This is a genomic window from Idiomarina abyssalis (assembly GCF_900116625.1).
Lineage (GTDB): Bacteria > Pseudomonadota > Gammaproteobacteria > Enterobacterales > Alteromonadaceae > Idiomarina > Idiomarina abyssalis.
Genome location: NZ_FPBE01000005.1, coordinates 158,782 through 177,728, shown reverse-complemented (window position 1 = coordinate 177,728; position 18,947 = coordinate 158,782). Strand labels below are relative to the sequence as shown.

Annotated in this window: 20 protein-coding genes and 4 pseudogenes; 13 read left to right on the top strand and 11 right to left on the bottom strand. The window is 52.7% G+C overall.

Annotation, left to right across the window (positions count from 1 at the left end; all coding sequences use genetic code 11):
* The 3 genes and pseudogenes from BM359_RS10390 to rph all read right to left on the bottom strand — a co-directional run.
* Positions 1 to 228, bottom strand: a pseudogene (locus tag BM359_RS10390) (IS110 family transposase); the annotation flags it as partial.
* 106 nt (positions 229 to 334) lie between these two features.
* The gene (gene pyrE / locus BM359_RS10385; protein WP_054489978.1) at positions 335 to 979 is read right to left on the bottom strand and encodes an orotate phosphoribosyltransferase; all 645 of its coding nucleotides are present in this window, start codon (positions 977 to 979) and stop codon (positions 335 to 337) included.
* A 28-nt stretch (positions 980 to 1,007) separates the two neighbouring features.
* A complete protein-coding gene (gene rph, locus BM359_RS10380; protein WP_054489981.1) occupies positions 1,008 to 1,721 on the bottom strand; it encodes a ribonuclease PH in 714 nt (237 codons plus the stop codon).
* A gap of 136 nt (positions 1,722 to 1,857) precedes the next feature.
* Here rph and smrA point away from each other — a divergent pair, with 136 nt between their 5' ends.
* Both smrA and BM359_RS10370 read left to right on the top strand, forming a co-directional pair.
* Positions 1,858 to 2,445: a DNA endonuclease SmrA gene (gene smrA / locus BM359_RS10375; RefSeq protein WP_054489983.1), complete on the top strand. Its 588-nt coding sequence runs from the start codon at positions 1,858 to 1,860 to the stop codon at positions 2,443 to 2,445.
* Between the two features lie 9 nt (positions 2,446 to 2,454).
* A complete protein-coding gene (locus BM359_RS10370) occupies positions 2,455 to 3,318 on the top strand; it encodes a YicC/YloC family endoribonuclease (RefSeq protein WP_054489985.1) in 864 nt (287 codons plus the stop codon).
* Positions 3,319 to 3,324: 6 nt separating this feature from the next.
* Here BM359_RS10370 and BM359_RS10365 read toward each other — a convergent pair.
* A pseudogene (locus BM359_RS10365) lies at positions 3,325 to 3,570 on the bottom strand (transposase); the annotation flags it as partial.
* Between BM359_RS10365 and BM359_RS13110 the strand changes: the two are divergent.
* On the top strand, positions 3,569 to 4,012 hold the full coding sequence (locus tag BM359_RS13110; protein WP_054489990.1) for a hypothetical protein: 444 nt from the start codon (positions 3,569 to 3,571) through the stop codon (positions 4,010 to 4,012). The pseudogene BM359_RS10365 and the gene BM359_RS13110 overlap by 2 nt on opposite strands.
* 113 nt (positions 4,013 to 4,125) lie before the next feature.
* On the opposite strand, the gene BM359_RS10360 is transcribed toward BM359_RS13110, so the two are convergent.
* Positions 4,126 to 5,019 (bottom strand): LysR family transcriptional regulator, encoded by an 894-nt coding sequence (locus tag BM359_RS10360; protein ID WP_054489992.1) that lies wholly within the window; start codon positions 5,017 to 5,019, stop codon positions 4,126 to 4,128.
* Positions 5,020 to 5,174: 155 nt separating this feature from the next.
* On the opposite strand from BM359_RS10360, the gene BM359_RS10355 reads away from it, so the two are divergent.
* The 4 genes from BM359_RS10355 (at position 5,175) to BM359_RS10340 (ending at position 9,314) form a co-directional block, all read left to right on the top strand.
* Positions 5,175 to 5,933: an SDR family oxidoreductase gene (locus BM359_RS10355; RefSeq protein WP_054489994.1), complete on the top strand. Its 759-nt coding sequence runs from the start codon at positions 5,175 to 5,177 to the stop codon at positions 5,931 to 5,933.
* 74 nt (positions 5,934 to 6,007) lie between these two features.
* On the top strand, positions 6,008 to 7,015 hold the full coding sequence (locus BM359_RS10350; RefSeq protein WP_054489996.1) for a zinc-dependent alcohol dehydrogenase family protein: 1,008 nt from the start codon (positions 6,008 to 6,010) through the stop codon (positions 7,013 to 7,015).
* Positions 7,016 to 7,037: 22 nt separating this feature from the next.
* Positions 7,038 to 8,045 (top strand): zinc-dependent alcohol dehydrogenase family protein, encoded by a 1,008-nt coding sequence (locus tag BM359_RS10345; protein WP_054489998.1) that lies wholly within the window; start codon positions 7,038 to 7,040, stop codon positions 8,043 to 8,045.
* Positions 8,046 to 8,117: 72 nt separating this feature from the next.
* Positions 8,118 to 9,314 carry a low temperature requirement protein A gene (locus tag BM359_RS10340; RefSeq protein WP_054490000.1) on the top strand — a complete coding sequence of 399 codons (1,197 nt, stop codon included), beginning with the start codon at positions 8,118 to 8,120 and terminating at the stop codon, positions 9,312 to 9,314.
* A gap of 133 nt (positions 9,315 to 9,447) precedes the next feature.
* Here BM359_RS10340 and BM359_RS10335 read toward each other — a convergent pair whose 3' ends face one another.
* Positions 9,448 to 10,560, bottom strand: coding sequence for an NAD-binding protein (locus BM359_RS10335; protein ID WP_268766558.1), 1,113 nt, complete (start codon positions 10,558 to 10,560; stop codon positions 9,448 to 9,450).
* A gap of 287 nt (positions 10,561 to 10,847) precedes the next feature.
* On the opposite strand from BM359_RS10335, the gene BM359_RS10330 reads away from it, so the two are divergent.
* The 3 genes from BM359_RS10330 to BM359_RS10320 all read left to right on the top strand — a co-directional run bounded on the left by BM359_RS10330 (position 10,848) and on the right by BM359_RS10320 (position 13,074).
* Positions 10,848 to 11,570, top strand: coding sequence for a lipid A-modifier LpxR family protein (locus BM359_RS10330; protein ID WP_234972495.1), 723 nt, complete (start codon positions 10,848 to 10,850; stop codon positions 11,568 to 11,570).
* Between the two features lie 112 nt (positions 11,571 to 11,682).
* Positions 11,683 to 12,006: a thioredoxin gene (gene trxA / locus BM359_RS10325; RefSeq protein ID WP_054490003.1), complete on the top strand. Its 324-nt coding sequence runs from the start codon at positions 11,683 to 11,685 to the stop codon at positions 12,004 to 12,006.
* Between the two features lie 120 nt (positions 12,007 to 12,126).
* On the top strand, positions 12,127 to 13,074 hold the full coding sequence (locus BM359_RS10320) for a LysR family transcriptional regulator (protein WP_054490005.1): 948 nt from the start codon (positions 12,127 to 12,129) through the stop codon (positions 13,072 to 13,074).
* Positions 13,075 to 13,135: 61 nt separating this feature from the next.
* On the opposite strand, the gene BM359_RS10315 is transcribed toward BM359_RS10320, so the two are convergent.
* Together BM359_RS10315 and BM359_RS10310 are read right to left on the bottom strand one after the other, a co-directional pair.
* On the bottom strand, positions 13,136 to 14,212 hold the full coding sequence (locus BM359_RS10315; protein WP_054490007.1) for an alkene reductase: 1,077 nt from the start codon (positions 14,210 to 14,212) through the stop codon (positions 13,136 to 13,138).
* Positions 14,213 to 14,274: 62 nt separating this feature from the next.
* Positions 14,275 to 14,547 (bottom strand): type 1 glutamine amidotransferase family protein, encoded by a 273-nt coding sequence (locus BM359_RS10310; protein ID WP_054490010.1) that lies wholly within the window; start codon positions 14,545 to 14,547, stop codon positions 14,275 to 14,277.
* 91 nt (positions 14,548 to 14,638) lie between these two features.
* Between BM359_RS10310 and BM359_RS10305 the strand changes: the two genes are divergently transcribed.
* Positions 14,639 to 15,679, top strand: coding sequence for a zinc-binding alcohol dehydrogenase family protein (locus BM359_RS10305; protein WP_054490013.1), 1,041 nt, complete (start codon positions 14,639 to 14,641; stop codon positions 15,677 to 15,679).
* 155 nt (positions 15,680 to 15,834) lie between these two features.
* Positions 15,835 to 16,413 carry a TetR/AcrR family transcriptional regulator gene (locus BM359_RS10300; protein ID WP_054490016.1) on the top strand — a complete coding sequence of 193 codons (579 nt, stop codon included), beginning with the start codon at positions 15,835 to 15,837 and terminating at the stop codon, positions 16,411 to 16,413.
* Positions 16,414 to 16,602: 189 nt separating this feature from the next.
* Here BM359_RS10300 and BM359_RS13190 read toward each other — a convergent pair.
* The 3 genes and pseudogenes from BM359_RS13190 to BM359_RS10285 form a co-directional block, all read right to left on the bottom strand.
* A pseudogene (locus BM359_RS13190) lies at positions 16,603 to 16,827 on the bottom strand (aldehyde dehydrogenase family protein); the annotation flags it as partial.
* A 24-nt stretch (positions 16,828 to 16,851) separates the two neighbouring features.
* Positions 16,852 to 17,050 (bottom strand): annotated as a pseudogene (locus tag BM359_RS13215) (aldehyde dehydrogenase family protein); the annotation flags it as partial.
* A gap of 7 nt (positions 17,051 to 17,057) precedes the next feature.
* Entirely contained in the window at positions 17,058 to 17,840 is a 783-nt protein-coding gene (locus tag BM359_RS10285; RefSeq protein WP_054490020.1) for a CmcJ/NvfI family oxidoreductase, read from the bottom strand.
* Between the two features lie 97 nt (positions 17,841 to 17,937).
* Between BM359_RS10285 and BM359_RS10280 the strand changes: the two genes are divergently transcribed.
* Entirely contained in the window at positions 17,938 to 18,828 is an 891-nt protein-coding gene (locus tag BM359_RS10280; protein ID WP_054490022.1) for a LysR family transcriptional regulator, read from the top strand.
* Positions 18,829 to 18,947: the final 119 nt, after the last annotated feature.

Genomic DNA, 18,947 nt, shown 5'->3' with positions numbered 1-18,947 from the left:
CACCGTTTTATAACCCAGCTTCTCACACTCGCGGCGCCAATGGTGGCTCATGCCGCAGGACTCAACCGCCACCTCGCAGTTGTCCGTGCGCTTCAGAGTCGCCAGCTTCGCTAACACCTTATTGCTGCGCAGCTTTTTATTAAAAACTTCCTGCTCATTTTCATCCAGCGCCAAAACCTGAATAAAATCCTTTGCCAAATCCAGGGCAATTCTGTTTACAATAGCCATTGGTCCTCTCCACTCTGTTTTTTTGGATGTTTGAACCTCTATATTGGCACATTGCGATGCCGCTTAGGAGGGAGGGGACCATCTCATCAGGCTACGCAAATTCGTATCAGGCGACGCCAAACTCGGCGCGATAAGCTTCAACTTTTGGTAGATATTCTTTGAACGTGTTGTCATCCTTCAAAAAGGTGATGACATCGTTCAGGCTGACAATGCTAACCACCTGAGCATTAAAATCACGCTCAACTTCCTGAATGGCGGATAACTCGCCTTTGCCTTTTTCCTGACGGTCGAGCGCAATCAGAACACCGGATAATTCAGCGCCGTTTGCCTGAACAATCTCCATGGCTTCGCGAATAGCTGTTCCTGCGGTGATCACGTCATCCACCAGCATAACTTTACCTTCCAGCGCAGAGCCCACCAAGTTGCCGCCTTCACCGTGATCTTTCTTTTCCTTACGGTTAAAGCAATAAGGTGTGTCTTGGTTGTGCTGATCATAAAGCGCAACAGCTGTTGCCGTGGCAATAGGAATGCCCTTATAAGCTGGGCCAAATAAAACGTCAAAGTCGATACCTGAGTCGACCAGAGCCTCTGCGTAAAAGCGACCTAAGCGAGCCAAGTCGGAACCTTTATTAAAAAGCCCGGCGTTAAAAAAGTAAGGGCTGGTGCGACCCGACTTTAATGTAAATTCGCCAAACTTAAGAACACCACGCTCAATCGCAAATTCAATAAACTCTTTTTGATACGCTTTCATTCGTTAACTTCCTGAACTATTACTGACACTAGGCTAAAGCTTTTTTCTGAATATCGATAAGCTCGCGGATGCTATGGCGCGCCATATCGACCAGACTGTTCATTTCGTCGAAACTGAAGGCTTCGCCTTCTGCAGTGCCCTGAATTTCGATGAATTTGCCGGCTTCTGTCATGACAATGTTCATGTCGGTATCGGCTTTTGAGTCTTCAATGTATTCCAGATCACTGACTGGTTCGCCGTCTAAAATACCGACTGAAATTGCCGCGACCATTTCTTTTAGCGGATTTACTTTGACCATACCTTGCGCCCGCATCCAGTTCAGTGCGTCAACTAAGGCGACACAAGCACCGGTAATAGACGCGGTACGTGTGCCACCGTCGGCCTGAATCACGTCACAGTCGATAGTAATGGTGTGTTCACCTAAGGCACTCATATCAATACAGGTACGCAGTGAGCGGCCAATTAAACGCTGAATTTCTAAGGTACGACCGCCTTGCTTACCGCGTGACGCCTCGCGGGCAGAACGGGTATGAGTTGCGCGTGGTAACATGCTGTATTCAGCGGTAACCCAGCCCTGGCCTTTACCTTTTAAAAAGCGCGGAACGCCGCGCTCTACCGATGCATTACAAAGCACCTTGGTTTCGCCAAACTCGATTAAAACCGAGCCTTCTGCGTGTTTGGTAAAGTTACGGGTAATGGTTACCGGTCGAATTTGTTGTGCCGTACGGCCACTTGGACGCATGTCATCTCCTTACTGAGTGAATGTCGCGATGTATAAATTGAGCGCAATTGTAGCAGAATTGCACGATTAATGGATCGCGATTCGCGCAGCAACGTATTACACTAGACCGAGCAAAAGAATATGAGCGGGAGGCAGTATGTCGCGTTCAGATGATGAAGAATTTGAGTTGTTTCGTCAGGAAATGACTGACGTAACGCCCTTGGCGGGTGAAGAAGTTGCTGATATTAAGCAGGCTTTTGAACCGACGCTGGCGCAAAAAGAGCGCCGCCGGGCGGCGGAGGCCGAAGAAGCAGAGAATGCTAACTTCTTGTCGACTGAATATGTCGATTTAGTGGCGCCGGATGAAGCTATCGAGTTTCACCGCGACGGGGTGCAGGCCGGTGTGTTTAAGCGCTTGAAGCAAGGCCGCTACACTATGGAAGCGAGCCTGAACTTGCATCATCACTCGTTAGTGGAGGCGCGCACTGCATTGTTTAATTTTGTGCAGGACTGTCATGCTGCTGGTGTACGAATGGCTTTGGTGATTCACGGCATGGGTAAGCATTCGAAACCACACCCGGCGCTGATAAAAAGCTATGTGAATAAATGGCTGCGAGAATTGCCGCCGGTACTGGCGTTTCATAGCGCGCAACGGGCACACGGCGGCCGTGGGGCCGTGTATATTATGATGAAGAAAAACGCCGAACAGAAACAGAAAAACCGCGAAAAGCATGCGAAAAAATAAGGAAATATAATGATTCAAAGTATGACGGGCTACGCTCGCTACGAACATAAAGCTGACTGGGGCACCGCAACATGGGAAGTCCGCTCGGTAAACCAGCGGTATTTAGAAACCTTCTTCCGCTTGCCGGAAAACTTTCGCTCGCTGGAAAACGCACTGCGCGATAAATTTCGGAAAAATTTGCAGCGCGGCAAGGTTGAATGCAAGTTATACGTGCATATGGATGAAACGCGGCAAAGCGAGCTATCTATTAATGAAGAGCTTGCGAAAAGCGTTATTGCCAGTGCTAAGTGGGTGAGTCAGCATTCCGCAGCAGGCCAGTTAAACCCAATTGATGTATTGAAATGGCCGGGTGTGGTGAACGCGGACGAGCAAGACACCGACGCTTTGCAAAAAGAAGTGTTAAAAGCCCTTGATGCGACTATTGCAGAGTTCATAGAAAATCGTAAAAGCGAAGGCTCGGCTATTGATAAAATGCTGCAAGAGCGTCTGGATGGTGTTAGCAAACAAGTCGCCTTTGTTCGCGAACGTATGCCAGAAGTGCTCCAGTGGCAACGTGAGCGCTTACTTACACGGTTTGAAGAAGTAAAAATAGAATTGGATCCGCAGCGTGTTGAGCAGGAAATGATAATGCTGGCGCAAAAAGTCGATGTAGCCGAAGAGCTCGATCGCCTGGACGCCCACGTAGAAGAAGCCCGAAAAATACTGAAAAAAGGTGGCCCTTGCGGACGGCGTCTGGACTTTATGATGCAAGAGTTCAACCGCGAAGCAAACACACTAGCCTCTAAATCAATTAACGCCGATATCACCGCCGCTGCGGTTGAGCTAAAGGTATTAATTGAGCAGATGAGGGAGCAGATCCAGAACATTGAGTAGCGTCTACTCTTGTTTCAGTTTGTGATCCAGGCTCAGCTCGGCATACATCTGCTTCAGCCGGCGGTTTTCCTCTTCCAACTCTTTGAGGCGCTTCACATCAGAGGCCTCCATGCCCCCGTACTTGGATTTCCAGTTGTAGTAGGTCGCATCGGAGATGCCGTATTCCCGGCAGACTTCCTTGACCAGGCGGCCGCCCTCGACCTCCTTCAGAATCTTGACGATCTGTGACTCGCTGTACCGTGATTTCTTCATGTCGTTCTCCGTTTGCCTCATTGTAGGCCGGAGAACTCTAATTACGCATGCACCGATTTTAGGGGATGGTTACAATGCCACAGCGTTGGCTTTTGTCGACAAGATGCTCACAGAAACCGACGCCACCTTTTTGATGGTCGACCGTCGTTCAAAAGTGGGCGGGCACTGGAACGACGCATATCCTTTTGTGCGATTACACCAGCCTTCAGGCTTTTATGGCGTTGCTTCGCGACCATTAGGGCGCCATCGACTGGATGAAACAGGGTTTAACAACGGCTTTTTCGAATTAGCGACGGGTGTTGAGGTCCTGAACTATTTCCATTCACTTATGGACGAAGTATTTATTCCATCGAAGCGTGTCCGGTTTAAATGGGGGCTACTACACTATCCAAAAAGCAAAAAAATATGCACAGGAGGCAGAGTTTTGGCAGCATGTTGGTAGCAAAATGCACTTTGTTATGATTCCTGGTGACTCAACGAAGACATTGGTTACGGTTTTTGCAGTAAAGTGAGCTAATGTAGTATTCGCACTTTATGAATATTACTTATGTGCCATTAGCGGACACTCAATCTTGACACCAAGTGATCAAAAACCAATCGAACACGTTGTGGTACTGGACCACGTTGAGGGCGATAAATATATAAATCCCAAGGCACCGGCTCGACCTCTTCTAACACTCTCACAAGTTTCTCTTGGCGTAATAAGTCTTGGGCCAAAAAGTCAGGAATTTGAGCAAACCCCAGTCCATTTTGTACACCCATTAATTCAGCTTCGGCGTCGGCACTTCGAAAACGTGTTATGGATGGCGTCCACTGTCTGTCCATGGAAAAAACCCATGGCCAAAGCTTTCCCGTATTGCGATCTACTAACCCTGTAACCGGCAAGTGGTTTAGTTCTTCAATAGACGCAGGCCTTCCCACTCTATTTATTAAGTCAGGCGAAGCCACGACATACAGATTAATTTTGGTGAGCTGGCGGGCAATAAATCGACTATCTCTCATGAAGCCGATACGAATCCCAATATCTATTTTTTCGTCAACTACATCCACGCGCTCGTCACTGAGTGTCAGGTCTATATCCAGTTGAGGATGTATTGTTGAAAGTTCCAGTAATACTGGCATTAAGCACTTATGACCAAAACCAACAGGCGCTGCGATACGAACCCGCCCTTGTAATTCATTACCCGAGTCAGGGGCGCTTGTTTGAAACAATTCATCTACAGCGCGCAGGCGTTCTTTTGCTATCAAAGCAAATTTTTCTCCAATTAGGGTCACTTGTATGTGTCGAGTATTTCGATGAAATAAAAGCTCCCCTTGCAATCGCTCTAACTCCTTCACTGCTCGCGTCACTGCCTGAGGAGAAATTCCCAGACGGTTAGCCGCTTCTTTAAAGCTGCGAGACTCAGCAGCAGTACAAAATATCCGGAGCATTTCCAATCTGTTAAGCATCACAGTCACATTCAGGTTTGAAATGAATACATAAATATTATTCCAAAATATGGAATTGTGAAATTAAAACATTTCCATTTATTGGTTTTTGAAGGTAAGAGATACTTTGCTTGTTATTTAGACAACGTCATTCAACTTATTTGAGGATATTAACTATGAGCAGTGTTTTAGCAAATAACATCAGCGGTAAGGTCGTTGTGATCACTGGTGGTAGCAGCGGTTTAGGCGAGACCACGGCAAGACATTTAGCCAGCCTTGGCGCATCTGTTGTTTTAGGTGCCCGACGCATCGACAAGCTTGAAGCTATTGCTGCTGACATACGCGCAGCAGGCGGAGAAGTTGCGGTTCAAGCGACAGATGTGACTAGCCCGGACGAAGTGAAGGCCCTTGTAAATCTTGCACAAGAGCGCTTCGGTAAAGTTGATGTGGTTATCAATAATGCAGGGTTAATGGCGATTGCACCGTTAGCTGAGACTCGAGTTGACGAATGGGATCGCATGATTGACATCAACGTTAAAGGTCTGCTGTATGGAGTAGCCGCAGCGCTTCCGATCTTTCAGGCTCAGGGAACAGGCCACTTTATCAATATTTCTTCCGTAGCGGGTATCAAAGTATTCAGTCCCGGCGGCACGGTTTATAGCGGAACCAAATTCGCTGTTCGCGCTATTGCCGAAGGCTTACGCCATGAAGTTGGGGGTAAAATTCGTTCAACAATCATTTCACCGGGTGCAATCGAATCTGATTTAAAACATGGAAGTTCAGATACTCAGGGTGCAGCCTTTGTAAAAGATTTTTATCAGCAAAATGAAATTCCATCTGACTCTGTTGCTCGTGCTATCGCATACGCAATTGAGCAGCCTGCGGATGTGGATATCAACGAGATTGTTCTGCGCCCAACTGTTCAAGAATTTTAATTCGTTTAATAAAAGACCTATTAACCAGCGGGTGATTTAACCACCCGCTGAATATTCATTTTGTGAGGTTATTGATGACAGCGTTAAACAGACAAATGCGTGCTTTGGTATTAGATAGCTATGAAGAGGGTACAGTATTCCGGGATGCCCTGATTAACTTACCCTCTCCATCAGCAGGTCAGGTGCAAGTAAAAATATTTGCAAGTGGAGTCAATCCTATTGATTACAAGATCCGCCAAGGTATCGCTCCTTATGCCATGCCGGAATTACCCGCAGTACTTGGCACCGATTTAGCTGGAGAAATTGTTGCTATCGGCGACGGCGTCACCGACTTTTCAGTAGGCGATGAAGTTTATGGTCTGACTGGCGGAGTGCGAGGATTGCAAGGATCATTGGCTGAATATGCCAACGTAGATGCTGAGTTACTTGCTCTCAAACCGAAAAATTTGTCCATGCGTGAAGCTGCGGCTTTACCTCTGGTTGCACTTACTGCTTGGGAAGGTTTGGTTGACAAGGCGAATGTTAAAGCGGGCCAGAAAATCCTTATCCAAGGTGGAGCTGGCGGAGTTGGGCATTTAGCTGTGCAAATTGCTAAGGCCTTAGGTGCCGACGTTTATGCCACTGCATCGACTGGAAAACAACAACGGCTCAAGGCGCTTGGTGCCACGCCAATTGATTATCACACTACAAGCCCTGCTGAGTACGTGGACGCATACACCCAAGGCAAAGGATTCGATATCATTTACGACACTGCCGGTGGCTCTGTACTCGATGCCTCATTAGGTATCATTGCACATTACGGCCATATTTTAAGCTGTGCTGCATTCGGCTCACATAACCTGGTACCGTCGTCATTGCGCTCTGCAACATTATCAGCGATTTTTGTGTTACACCCACAGCTCAGCGGAGAGGGGCGCAAACATCATGGTGACATTCTGCGGCAAATTACGGCTCTCGTTGAAGCTGGACAAATTAAGCCACTACTCGATCCGTTACGCTTCTCCCTTGACACGGCAATGGATGCACATAATGCTGTAGAGTTGGGGTCCATGGGTAAAGTAGTTATTGATGTAATTGCTTAAAAAGACATTGTTGAGGATGCATATGAGCCCAAGAAAACTAATTCGAACTGTTCGTTTCCATGAATTAGGTGGCCCCGAGGTGTTAACTATTGACTCGCTGGCGAGTCCAAGTTTGCAGGCCACTGATGTTCGTATTGCGGTCAAAGCTGTTGGGCTCAATCGTGCTGATGCCATATTTAGGCGAGGCCACTATATAGAAAAGGCTGACTTCCCTTCGCGAATCGGCTATGAAGCATCCGGGATAGTTATTGAAGTCGGGGAAGAGGTGAATCATTTACGCCTTGGGGAAGAGGTTTGTATTGTCCCTCAGATGGGGCTTTCTCAGAATGGCTGCTACGCAGAAGAGATTGTCGTACCAAGTGAATATGTGGCACCCAAACCAGCAGGGCTAACCTTTGCTGAAGGCGCAGCAGCTTGGATGCAGTACCTGACAGCTTATGGCGCTTTGGTCGAAATTGCTAACGTGCAAAAAGGCGATTCAGTACTGATAACCGCCGCATCGAGCAGTGTTGGATTGGCTGCGATTCAAATTGTGAATTCTCTGGGGGGTATCCCTATCGCTACAACTCTAACAGGAGCTAAAAAGGCTGCTGTGCTCAAGGCTGGTGCGGCCCATGTGATTGCAACCCAAGAAGAACCGCTACTGGATAGCTTGAGAAGCATCTTGGGAGCAAACAATTTAAAAATCGCATTTGATGCTGTCGGTGGGCCGCAGATAGCTGAAATTGCTGAAGCAATGAGCCCTGAAGGAACAATAATAGTACACGGAGCATTAAGTCCCGAAACAACCCCTTTTCCCTTAAAAATAGCACTTCGTAAAAGTCTGACAGTTAGGGGGTATGTGTTTACTGAAGTTATAAAAGACATCGAGCGTTTTCGCAGAGCAAAGCAATTTATCCACTCGGGTTTATCCGAAGGAACACTCAAGCCTGTCATTGATCGAAGCTTTAAATTTGAAGAGATAGTGGCAGCGCATCACTATCTGGAGTCAAATCAGCAGATTGGTAAAATAGTGGTCGAACTTGATTAACAGTTCGTAGCTTCCGCTAGTCTCTGGCCGGCGCATAATTCACCGCCAGAACAATAAGAAAAGGGGTAGTGTATGGTAATTAGCGATCTTCTCTGGCGGCGACCGCGCCATTACATGGATGTCGATGAAACCCACGACCACGTGCACTGGGTGGAACTTTTCTTCGATCTGGTCCATGTAGTGACAATTTTCATTTTGGGGAATTACCTGTCCCATCATCTGGGGTGGCAAGGATTCTGGGTGTTTACGGGACTGTTTCTGGCGATTTTCTATGCCTGGGCAGACAGCTCGGTCTATAACTCACTGTATATCTCCACGGACATGCCGCATCGCGTGGTGATGGCACTTAAGATTGTCACAATGATGACCATCGCGGCGGCGATTCCCGACGTGGGCGGTGAAGGCTGGACGTATTTCGCGCTGGGCTATGCGTTGAATCGGGCTCTGACGGCCTATCTTTACTGGCGGGCGCGCTGTACCGACAACGCGGCCAATAGGCTGGCGCAGGAACAGGGGCGGAATTTTTTCGTGTTGGCCGGGTTGTTCGCGCTGTCGGCTTTTTTGCCCACACCGGTCGCCTATTGGGTCTTTGCCGCCGGCGTGGCAGCAATTCAGCTGCAGTATATGCTGCCGCGCGTAGGCACGCTCCGCTTCGAACGCTTTGTGCCTCAACTCGGACACATCTCGGAGCGCTTCGGCCTTCTGATGTTGATCTTGCTGGGTGAAGGATTCTTTAAGCTGGTGGTCACGCTGGCCGACAAGGGCGTCTACATAGTCAGCGCGGGTACGCTGTTCAATGTGACCATGGGCGGCTTGTCCCTCTTCGCGCTGGCCTGGACTTATTTCGACTGCGCCGGCAATGCAAAACCGAAGAGCCGCACCAGTGCTGTGCTGCTGAGATACTGGTTTGCTCACATCGTGATTTTGTGGAGTGCGGTGACGATTGGCGTTGCGCTGGCCGGAGAAGTCTACGTCGGCCTGTGGGATCCTTATCCGCCCGGCTACGCCGCGCTTGGCTCGGTCGGCCTTGCGTTTTTTTTAGCTTCGCTATGGGCGCTGCGTCGAACCGTGGCTGATGCCACCGACAACTACCATAGCGCCGGTCTGAGGCTGTTCGGCATTGTCATGGCGCTGATTGTGCTAGCCGTTCATCCCCTCGTACCGTCGATTGTCAGCAACGGGCTTTGGGTCCTGGCGCTGTTCTCGCAGATTGGTGTGCCGATTTTTCTAGCGGTAAGAGATGCGCGTCGATCTGATAAAATGCTGTGATGGAACATGGCTACGCCCATGCAATTTGACAGATAGCCGTCAGGGATTTGATGCGCTCTTCTTATGCTCATTAAGCCGTAGAACCACATTCTTTTCGGAAGTATTCATCAAGCCGGCCTTTTTGTTTTCGTGATCAGTGATTGTCCGTCGGCGCTGTCCACGTCGGCGCTTCGTCCTCAGTTAGCCGTTCGTCCTCCCGCATGGCGTGCCCCAGTGATTCTTCCAGCTTCATGAACAACTGCGCGTAGCGCGGGCTGAAGTGGATGCCTTCCTCGATGTTGCGCCAGGCGTTGAACAGTTGGTCTTCGTTGGCTTTTTCGCTGGCAACGAAGGACTGGATCATCCGGCGAGCGCGTTCTGGCTGGACGCCCATGGCGGTGAGGGCATCGCCGCCGAGTGCCAGGGCGGAGTAGTAGGTTTCGCTTACCACGTCGTCGGCGCCGGCTTCGCGCAGTTCGTAGCTGTGGCCGCGGTCGAAGGCGCGGGCCAGTACCCAGACCTCCGGGTAAAGCTGTTTGACATGACGCACCAGATTAACGGCCCGGTTGCAGTCATCAATGGCCACAACGAGCAGGCGTGCCTCGGCAATGCCGGCCGTTTCCAGTAGCTGGATGCGGGTGGCGTCGCCAAAGTAACTTTTCAGTTGGATTCGGCGCAGGTTTTCGATCTGGTCCAGGGCAACGCTCGGAATGTTGTTGGCGCGAAGCAACCGGCAGACGATCTGCCCAAAGCGGCCGACCCCTGCCACGATCACCGGCGCCTGCTCTTCTATCTCATCCGGCTCCGCTTCTTCATTGGAGGCCTTCTGATAGCGCGGCAGCACCACCCGGTCATAGACAATGAACAACAGCGGCGTCAGGAACATGGACAGGGCCACGACCAGTGACTGCGCGGTGTCCGCCGGGATCACACGGTTCTGGGTGCTGTAGGTCAGCAGCACAAACCCGAATTCACCGGCCTGGGCGAGTCCGAGGGTGAACAGCCAGCCATCACTGCTGCGGATGCGGAAGGCGAGGGCCAGACCAACCAGAATCAGGGCCTTGCCGATGATCACCGCCAGGGCGAGAAGCAGGACGATATCCCAGGACTCCGCCAGAACGCCGAAATTGATTCCCGCGCCCACGGTAATGAAGAACAGCCCCAGCAGCAGCCCTTTGAACGGCTCGATATTGGCTTCCAGTTCGTGCCGAAATTCGCTGTTGGCCAGCACCACACCGGCCACCAGGTAACCGAGTACCGAACCCAGCCAGCCCGAACCGCTTGGCCAACGGCACCGCGATTACCGCCGCCACCAGGTAAATAAACGCCTGAATAAAGTAGTCAGTCATTAGAGCCGCCAGTTATGTCCGTCGGGTGATAATTAGATATTCGTTCTTGTAACCTTAGACCAAAGGCCGCATTTCATCTCCCGTTTCGAAACCGGGGACAGATCAGACCTGCTTTACTTCACCACTATGTCCAGCGCGGACATCTTCGGGCCCATGAACATCTGTAGTAGCCCCCATTTAAACCGAACACCTTGGTAGAAGCAAGTTGACGAAGCGTTTTGTGGTGCCGGGCCAGCCTGAGAACACCTCAGTGGAGTTCGGTGCCTACGGCTTTACCCCAGAGGAGATTACGGAGCAAGGTATCGACAGGAGCGACCGACCGTACAGCAGCCTGGTGTATCTGTCCACGAGCCGCAGTTATCAGTCAGCCGGTGGCACCTCGGGATGGACCACCTCGCTGACCGTTGGTGCCCTGGGCTTAGACCTGTTTGAGCACAGTCAGAATGCGATTCACAAGGCCACCGGCAGTGACAAGCCCGAAGGCTGGGATCACCATATCTCCGAAGGGGGCGAGCCTACCTTGCGGTACTCCGCGGCCTACCACCAGTACCTGGATGGCAGTGAGCCGGGCAGCAAGTTCAAGGTGACCTACTTTGGGAGCGTCGGATACCTCACTGAATTTGGCGCCGCCCTGGTGTTCCGGGGAGGGCTGATTTCGTCGCCGGATAACCGCTTCAACCCGGAATTGATGGCCTACGGTGAGCGGGCGCCCAGCGTCTCCGCGGTCGGCGGTCGGGAGAACTACTTCTGGGGTGGCCTGTCGGTGAAGGCCAGGGCCTACAACGCTTTTCTGCAGGGTCAGTTCCGGGATTCTGATCACGAACTCAGTGCCAATGATCTGAATGTGCTGCTAGCGGAAGTCTGGGCCGGTTACACCCACACCCTCTGGGACAACATGGAGCTGAGCAAGCGCTTTGGCAGTCACTGACAACCGGTGTACATCACCCTGGGAAATACCATGTATACCGCTGAACAATTGGTTTTCAGCAAGAGCAGGGCGCATGGTTAGGCTCAGGCATTACTGGAAACGGAGAAACGATATGAGCAACATCGTTGAAGTAAACGACAGCAACTTTGATGCGGCCGTTGGTCGTAACGACAAGCCGGTCCTGGTCGATTTCTGGGCACCCTGGTGCGGCCCCTGCAAGACCGTTGGCCCCATGCTTGATGAAATCGCCGACGAACTGGGCGATGACCTGGTAGTGGCCAAGGTCAACGTGGATGACAGCCCGGAAACGGCGGCTCGCATGGGAATCCGCAGCATTCCGACCCTGGCGCTGTTCCGCGAGGGCGGCGTGGTGGCCCGGCAGACCGGTGCCGGCACCTTGGGCCAGTTGCGGGCCTTCGTCAAAGGCAACCTGTAATTCACCGGCTCGAATCAACACCCTCTTGTTATGGGAGGGTGTTTTTGTGTGCCGGTTGCGCTGCCCGCCAATGCTGGTTAGACTTATCCGGGTCCATTGCCATCATTCAGGTACCCCACGATGAAAACCCAGGAGCTGCAACTCCTCTATATTTTCGACGCCATCATGACCGAGCGCTCGGTGACCCGAGCCGCCGAGCGTCTGGCCATGACCCAGCCGGCGGTATCCAACGCAATTTCCCGGATGCGCCAGATCTGGAGCGACCCGCTGTTTGTCCGCAAAGGTCGTAACATCGAGCCAACGTCTTATGCCTTGAGCCTCTGGGACCAGGTAGGCGGGCCCATGTACGCGCTAACCAACACGGTTTCAGCCACTCAGTTCGACCCCGCTAATTCCAAAAGGAAATTTCGCATCGCCGCTACCGACGTGATCGTTGAGATGGTCTGGCGCCAGTTAATCGAATTGCTGGAGCGGGAGGCGCCCGGTGTCGATCTGCACGCGGTCCCGTACACGCTCGATGGCACCTACGACGATCTGCGCGAAGCCCACGTGGACCTGGCGGTTGGCGTTCTGAACCAGCACGACCACAGCCTGCGGAGCACCTGGTTGTTTGAGGGTGGCTACGTGCTGGCGATGCGCGAAGGACATCCGCTGGCGGGTAAGCCGATCACCATGGAGGAATTCCTGGAGGCCCGGCATTTGCTTGTGTCCATGTCGGGCGACGCCCATGGTTTCGTGGACAGCTACCTGGACCAGAAGGGGCAAAGCCGCCGGATTGCCGCCACCGTCAATCATTTCTCCATCGTGCCGCAGGTGCTTCGGGAGACAAACCTGATTGCGGCGGTGCCGGAACTCATCAGTCAGGACTGCGGTTTTGTGAACGGGCTCTGGATGGGAGAGCTGCCCTTTGAGGTTGATCCCACCAGCATGTACCTGGTCTGGCACGCCCGCCATGACCGGGATCCCGGCATTATCTGGATTCGGGACCACCTCGAGCGCCTGCTGCGGGATCGCTGGCACGAAATCATGACCACCTCGCCCTGCGGGCGGCACCTGAAAGCGGTCTAACCGGCCAGAGAAGTCGCCGCAACGAAAAAGGGGGCTAACAGCCCCCTTTCGACATTATGCTTCAGCTAACTCTTTCAAGGTAAGGGTAGTCAATATACCCTTCCGCACCCTGGGAGTAAAAAGTCGCCGGATCTGCTTCGTTGAGCTCGGCGCCAAGCTTCAGGCGCTCCGGGAGGTCCGGGTTGGCAATGAAGGGCACGCCAAAGGCGACAGCGTCGGCCAGTCCGGATTCGATGGCTTGTTCTGCTTCTTCACCGGTGTAGCCCATGTTGAGGATCAACTTGCCCTTGAAGTGTTCGCGGACCGGAGTAATGACGTCCGCTTGCTGTTCCCCGAAAAAGTCGCTGCGCATCAAATGAACAAAGGCCAGGCCGTAGTCGTTCAGGCGCTTGGCGAGCCAGGTAACCAGACCGACCGGATCACTGTCTTTCATGCTCTGGAAGCTGTTGAGGGGGCTCAGTCGAACACCGACGTTCTTGGAACCGAACACTCCGGATACGGCTTCAATCACCTCCAGCAGAAGTCGGGCGCGATTTTCGATCGGGCCACCGTAGGGGCCTTCTCGATGGTTGGAGCTATCACGCAGGAACTGATCCAGCAGATAGCCGTTGGCGCCATGAACCTCAACACCGTCAAAGCCGGCGCGCTTGGCATTCTCGGCGGCGGTGCGGAAACCGTCGATGATGGCCGGGATTTCGCTGTCGGCCAGTGCGCGGGGAACCGTGTAGGACTTCTTACCTTCCGGTGTGTGCACTTCATCGCTGGTGATGGCAATGGCGCTGGGCGCTACCGGATCCTTGCCATTGTTTAACACCGGGTGGCAGGCGCGGCCACCGTGAAAGATTTGCAGATAAATCTTGCCACCTTTGGCGTGTACCGCATCAGTGACTTTCTTCCAGCCTTCAACTTGCGCCTCGGAATAGATACCGGGCTCGCGCCAGAAGGCCGAATTGCCTTCAATAGCCATGGTCGCTTCAGTGATGATCAGGCCGGCAGAGGCACGCTGGGCGTAATACTCAACCATCATATCCGTGGGAACGTGATCAGCGTCGGCACGGACGCGGGTGAGGGGGGCCATGAAGACCCGATTGGCCAATTCACTGGCGCCCATTTTCAGGGGAGTAAAAAGTGTGTTCATAGCATCCTCGGGAAATTTTGTGTACGAGAGCTGATAGTATATCCGCCCGTTGGCCGGGCGGACTAATTCGGACGAGATATATCAATCATCATCCTGACTGATGCGACAGGCTGTTCATCGGCTCCGCTTTTCACGAGTTCGTCCTGTAGAAGATACGGAACCACACCGGTAAGCCCGGCGGCTTCTTCCTCGGCGTTACTGAATCCTGCGACCTGTTTGCCGTCGATGATCAGGTTGCCGTTGTTGTCGCGGATGTTGAGCAGAGCTGCCGGACCATGGCACACGGCGGCAACGTATCCACCCTGCTGGTAGACGGCATACCCAATGTCATTCACTGAACGCACCCGCTGTGTGTCAGTCGTCTTTACCCGAGTGTAAACGGCGACTATACTGCGCGCTACTCGAAAATCATTGCGGAGACAGATAATGAAAGCTGTTGGATATCGGGAATCTCTTCCTATCGAAAACCCTGATGCGCTGCAAAATGTTGAGATGGAACGTCCCGTCGCAAAAGGCCGGGACCTGTTGGTCAGAGTCAAAGCCATCGCCGTGAACCCCGTTGACTTCAAGGTACGCCAGCAGGCAGAGCCCGAACCAGGCCAGATCAAAGTACTTGGATGGGATGCCGTTGGAGAGGTAGTGGCAATAGGCGAGGGCGCTTCACTCTTCAAAGAAGGTGACACCGTATTTTATGCCGGTGACGTTACCCGTCAGGGTAGCAACGCTGAATACCAGGTTGTCGATGAGCGTCTGGTTGGTCGGAAGCCTGCCAGCCTGTCCGACGCCGATGCTGCGGCGTTGCCCCTGACCACGATAACAGCATGGGAAATGCTGTTTGACCACCTGCAACTTGAGCGACAGTTGGCTGGGTCCATCACTCCAAGCGACGATGTGGTACTTGTGATTGGCGCCGCAGGAGGCGTGGGTTCAATTCTAGTTCAATTGATCAAACAGCTGACAGGCGCAAAAGTACTCGCTACGGCATCTCGCCCGGAATCGAAGGCCTGGGTTGAATCATTGGGTGCGGATTTTGTTTTGAATCACCGTGAACCCTTGCAGCCCCAGATCGAAACACTGGTGTCTGCCGGCAAAATTGGTTCTGTAACCCATGTGGCCAGTCTTAACGCCACAGATCAATACTTCGACGATTATGTGGCGGTGCTTAAGCCGTTTGGAAAGATTGCCATGATCGACGATCCTGCAAGTCTGGACGTAATGAAGATCAAGCCGAAGAGTCTATCATTACACATTGAATTCATGTTCGCCCGCTCAATGCACCAGGCGGATGATATGCAGGTTCAGCACGACTTGTTGAATGAGGTCTCACGGCTTGTAGATCAAGGCTTCATCCGCACAACTGCAGGTAAGTACCTCGGAGCGATCAACGCCGAGAATCTACGTGCCGCACACGCCGAACTGGAATCAGGAACCGCCGTTGGCAAGATTGTGCTGGAGGGTTTTGCCTGACGGCTTCTACCCCGTTACTGCGGACATTCCTAAGAAGAGTCACTCTTAAAGAACCCGGCAAACGATCAAGTTGCCCCATTGCTTCAGCCGTTGGACTCCAAGCCTTCCAGAATATGCGGCCAGCAGGCTTTGCATCGGCTGCGTAGCAGGTCGCTGTGGCCGATTTCTTTCAAGCCAAAACTGCCTGGTTCCAAAAAATGTTTTTTTATCTGGGCGTTGGGCAGCAGGCCACCACGATCGAAGTCATCAAAGCCGGCTGCGAAACGAGTGTAGGGGCGATCTATCACCACTTTGGCAACAAGGAGGGTATTTTAAGCGCACTCTTTTTTGCAGCTCAGGATGATCAGCGACAACATCTGGACCGGGAGTTAGCCAACACCAACAGCCTTCGCGAGGCTGTGTATTCAGTTATCTGTAGTTATCTCGACTGGGTTGTCGCCAATCCCGAATGGGCAAGGTTCCTGTATCAGGCGCGATCAGCAGTCGCTAAAGGACCATTTCAGGAGGAGCTGAAAGATAGGAATGCGAAAGGCTTCCGGGAACTCAAAGCAAAGTTGCTTGGCTTCGGTAACGAAAGTAACAGCATTGTTCAGCCGTTCGAGATCGTAATCTCTCTGATCGTCGGCCCGTCGGAAAATTACTGCAAAGCCTGGCTGGCTGGCCGGGTACAGACTTCGCCTCGGGATTATCGGGAAGAATTCGCGGAATCCGCATGGCGATCGCTTCAGAGGTGATCCAGCTGAAAATATTTGCCTCGCGTTGTTCCTGGATCATATTCCGCCACAATGGGTGATTCCGATGTTTGACTGGCATCTCGCATTCTTTGGTGATTAAGGATTAACGGAGCTCTCTTTCATTATCGGGACGACGCGAATGTTTGAAACTAGTCACCATTTGGTGACCACCACGCCCGCGGCTAGCGTTCAAACAGCAGGTCTAGTGCCCGAAGTGATCTCCGCTGAACTGTGCAAGCAGTGCAGGGGGTGATGGCCGTGGGCAATTTGAATCAGATGCTCGGGCAGATGGTGCTGTAGTGCGCGAACGAACAGATCTGCAACCAGCGGCGTGTGTTCTGAGGGTTTCAGAATGACGCTGTTGCCCGCCATCAGGGCAGGGAGCAGCAAGTTGTTGGCCATGGCCAGTGGATAGTTCCAGGGTGATCAATCGGGCGAGTTGATTCTGGGCAGACGCCGGCGCATGGTAAGCATCCCTCAGGCGGGTTGCACGCTCTTCTAGCGATAACCGGCCCCAGTTCGCCTGCGCGATCCGACTCCGGCCCACAATTTCTGTCAGCTCGGACCGGGAGGTGATTGGCACCTGTCCGACCGGCTCCTGATTCAACGGATTCAATGACACAAGAAATTCGCTCATGGCTTCCTCAACTAAAGGCGATGACTCGCACTTCCAGGCTGTTTCTGTTGCGGGCGTTGTCCGGTGTGTTCACGGGGTCGGCCGCGGTGTGTGGGGTGCCAAATATGCCCTCGGGGTAACGTGAATCGAAGACTTTCAGCAGCAGGGCCTCGCCGGGTTCCATGTCTGACAGGTAGTACCAGCGATGATCCGGGTTGTAGGAGATCCCGGCTATCTCACCGATGCGATCGGGGTACACCAGTTTGATGCGATGAAAGTCATCCGCAGCCACGGTGTTGATGTCCAGAACAGCCAATGGGGATTCCTCGACACGGTGGCCGACAGGCATCCACAGGTTCACCAACCGGTAGGGGCGGTCGCGAAGCTCTGGTCGTTGTTCGGTCTCTTCCAGCATGCGGTGGAGCGCAGACTTCTCGGTGTAGTCGTTGTGAACAGTCTTCACTGGCGCCCGGTTATGGATGGTTTGGTCCTGACGACTGGTTGACCGATAAGTGTGATCAAAGATCAGCACTTCGCTGGCCTTGAGTCGGTCACGGAGGTACTCGATCACCTGCGGATACAAATGTTCGCGAATGGCGTCGTCATTCTGGTAGTCGTCAAAATCAAAGGCGACCCGGACCGCCTCGAAGCCCTGGTCGTCCAGGTTGAAGTCGTTGGCTTGGTTGCGAATGTCTGTGACGTCAATGTGTCGGGTGTCGACGGATTGAGTGAGCTCGGAGGCTCCTGGACCCTTGTATCGCTGGTCGTACTCCAGGTCGCCAACGGGCTGGACGTAGTTGATGCTGAACATGGCTCCTCCTCGCGGGTAGGGTTGCTGGATTATTGGCTTGCCAGCTTAGGGAGTAGCCGATAGGATTTGAAACAAGAATTTGATGTAAGAGGTACAAGTGAACGCTTTAAACCGGGTAGACCTTAAACAGTTACGAACGCTTCAGTGCCTGCTTCGCGAAGGCAACCTGTCCCGTGTGGCGGATCAACTCGGGGTGACCCAGCAGGCGGTCAGTGACCAGCTGAAAAAGCTCCGCGCCACCTTCAATGATCGCCTGTTTATCCGCAGCGGCAAAGGCGTTACTCCGACGGCGTATGCCCGAACGTTGGGGCCGAAGCTGGATCTCATCCTGAATGCCGTTGGCGAGTTGCTGGAGCAGGATGAGTTCAATCCCGCAACAACGACGCGGACCATTACCATCAGCTCCACCGATCTGGAGCAGAAAACCATCCTGCCTTTTCTGATGCAGCGCCTGAGAAGGGAAGCGCCGGGTCTGAGGCTGGCGGTGAAAAAACTTGAGCTGGATGAGATGGCAAATGACCTGCTTGATGGCACCGTGGATCTGGTGTTGACCAATCCGAAGTTTGCGCCACCGAGTTATCCGTCGTTAACCCTGTATTCGGAGCGCTATGTCTGTGTGGCAGGGAAGGCCAATGAGGCAGTTCGCAGCACTATGTCGGTTGCCGAGATCGCTGACATGCCCCAGGTAGTGGTGTCGCCTTCGCGGGGAGACTTTACCGGTGCCGTCCATCGCTGGTTTGAAGACCAGGGGCACCCACGGCAAGCCATGCTCTCGGTACCAACTTTCACGGCGGCCAAAGCAACGATTTCTGAGACTGACCTTGTCGGCTTCATCCCGTCGCGATTGCTGCCCGACGACTCGTTGCGGCCGATTGAGCTGAATGCCGAGATCCCCGGATTCGACGTGATCGCCGTGTGGCACCAGCGCTCATCGCAGGACCCTCTGAATATTTGGATTAGGGATTTACTGGTTCAGGTTTCACGCTGATCTGGAGTAGCGCGATCTCCTGAACTCGAAGTCCGAGCTTGAAGCTGATCTAAATCAGCGCCGTATTCTTTTCCGGGTAACGATGCTCTTTAATCTCACCCAAGAGGTGGGCGAACTGT

Coding starts and splice junctions, on each gene's coding strand:
- pyrE (WP_054489978.1), bottom strand. CDS start 979: ATGAAAGCGTATCAAAAAGAGTTTATTGAATTTGCGATTGAGCGTGGT.
- rph (WP_054489981.1), bottom strand. CDS start 1,721: ATGCGTCCAAGTGGCCGTACGGCACAACAAATTCGACCGGTAACCATT.
- smrA (WP_054489983.1), top strand. CDS start 1,858: ATGTCGCGTTCAGATGATGAAGAATTTGAGTTGTTTCGTCAGGAAATG.
- BM359_RS10370 (WP_054489985.1), top strand. CDS start 2,455: ATGATTCAAAGTATGACGGGCTACGCTCGCTACGAACATAAAGCTGAC.
- BM359_RS13110 (WP_054489990.1), top strand. CDS start 3,569: ATGTCGTTCTCCGTTTGCCTCATTGTAGGCCGGAGAACTCTAATTACG.
- BM359_RS10360 (WP_054489992.1), bottom strand. CDS start 5,019: ATGCTTAACAGATTGGAAATGCTCCGGATATTTTGTACTGCTGCTGAG.
- BM359_RS10355 (WP_054489994.1), top strand. CDS start 5,175: ATGAGCAGTGTTTTAGCAAATAACATCAGCGGTAAGGTCGTTGTGATC.
- BM359_RS10350 (WP_054489996.1), top strand. CDS start 6,008: ATGACAGCGTTAAACAGACAAATGCGTGCTTTGGTATTAGATAGCTAT.
- BM359_RS10345 (WP_054489998.1), top strand. CDS start 7,038: ATGAGCCCAAGAAAACTAATTCGAACTGTTCGTTTCCATGAATTAGGT.
- BM359_RS10340 (WP_054490000.1), top strand. CDS start 8,118: ATGGTAATTAGCGATCTTCTCTGGCGGCGACCGCGCCATTACATGGAT.
- trxA (WP_054490003.1), top strand. CDS start 11,683: ATGAGCAACATCGTTGAAGTAAACGACAGCAACTTTGATGCGGCCGTT.
- BM359_RS10320 (WP_054490005.1), top strand. CDS start 12,127: ATGAAAACCCAGGAGCTGCAACTCCTCTATATTTTCGACGCCATCATG.
- BM359_RS10315 (WP_054490007.1), bottom strand. CDS start 14,212: ATGAACACACTTTTTACTCCCCTGAAAATGGGCGCCAGTGAATTGGCC.
- BM359_RS10305 (WP_054490013.1), top strand. CDS start 14,639: ATGAAAGCTGTTGGATATCGGGAATCTCTTCCTATCGAAAACCCTGAT.
- BM359_RS10285 (WP_054490020.1), bottom strand. CDS start 17,840: ATGTTCAGCATCAACTACGTCCAGCCCGTTGGCGACCTGGAGTACGAC.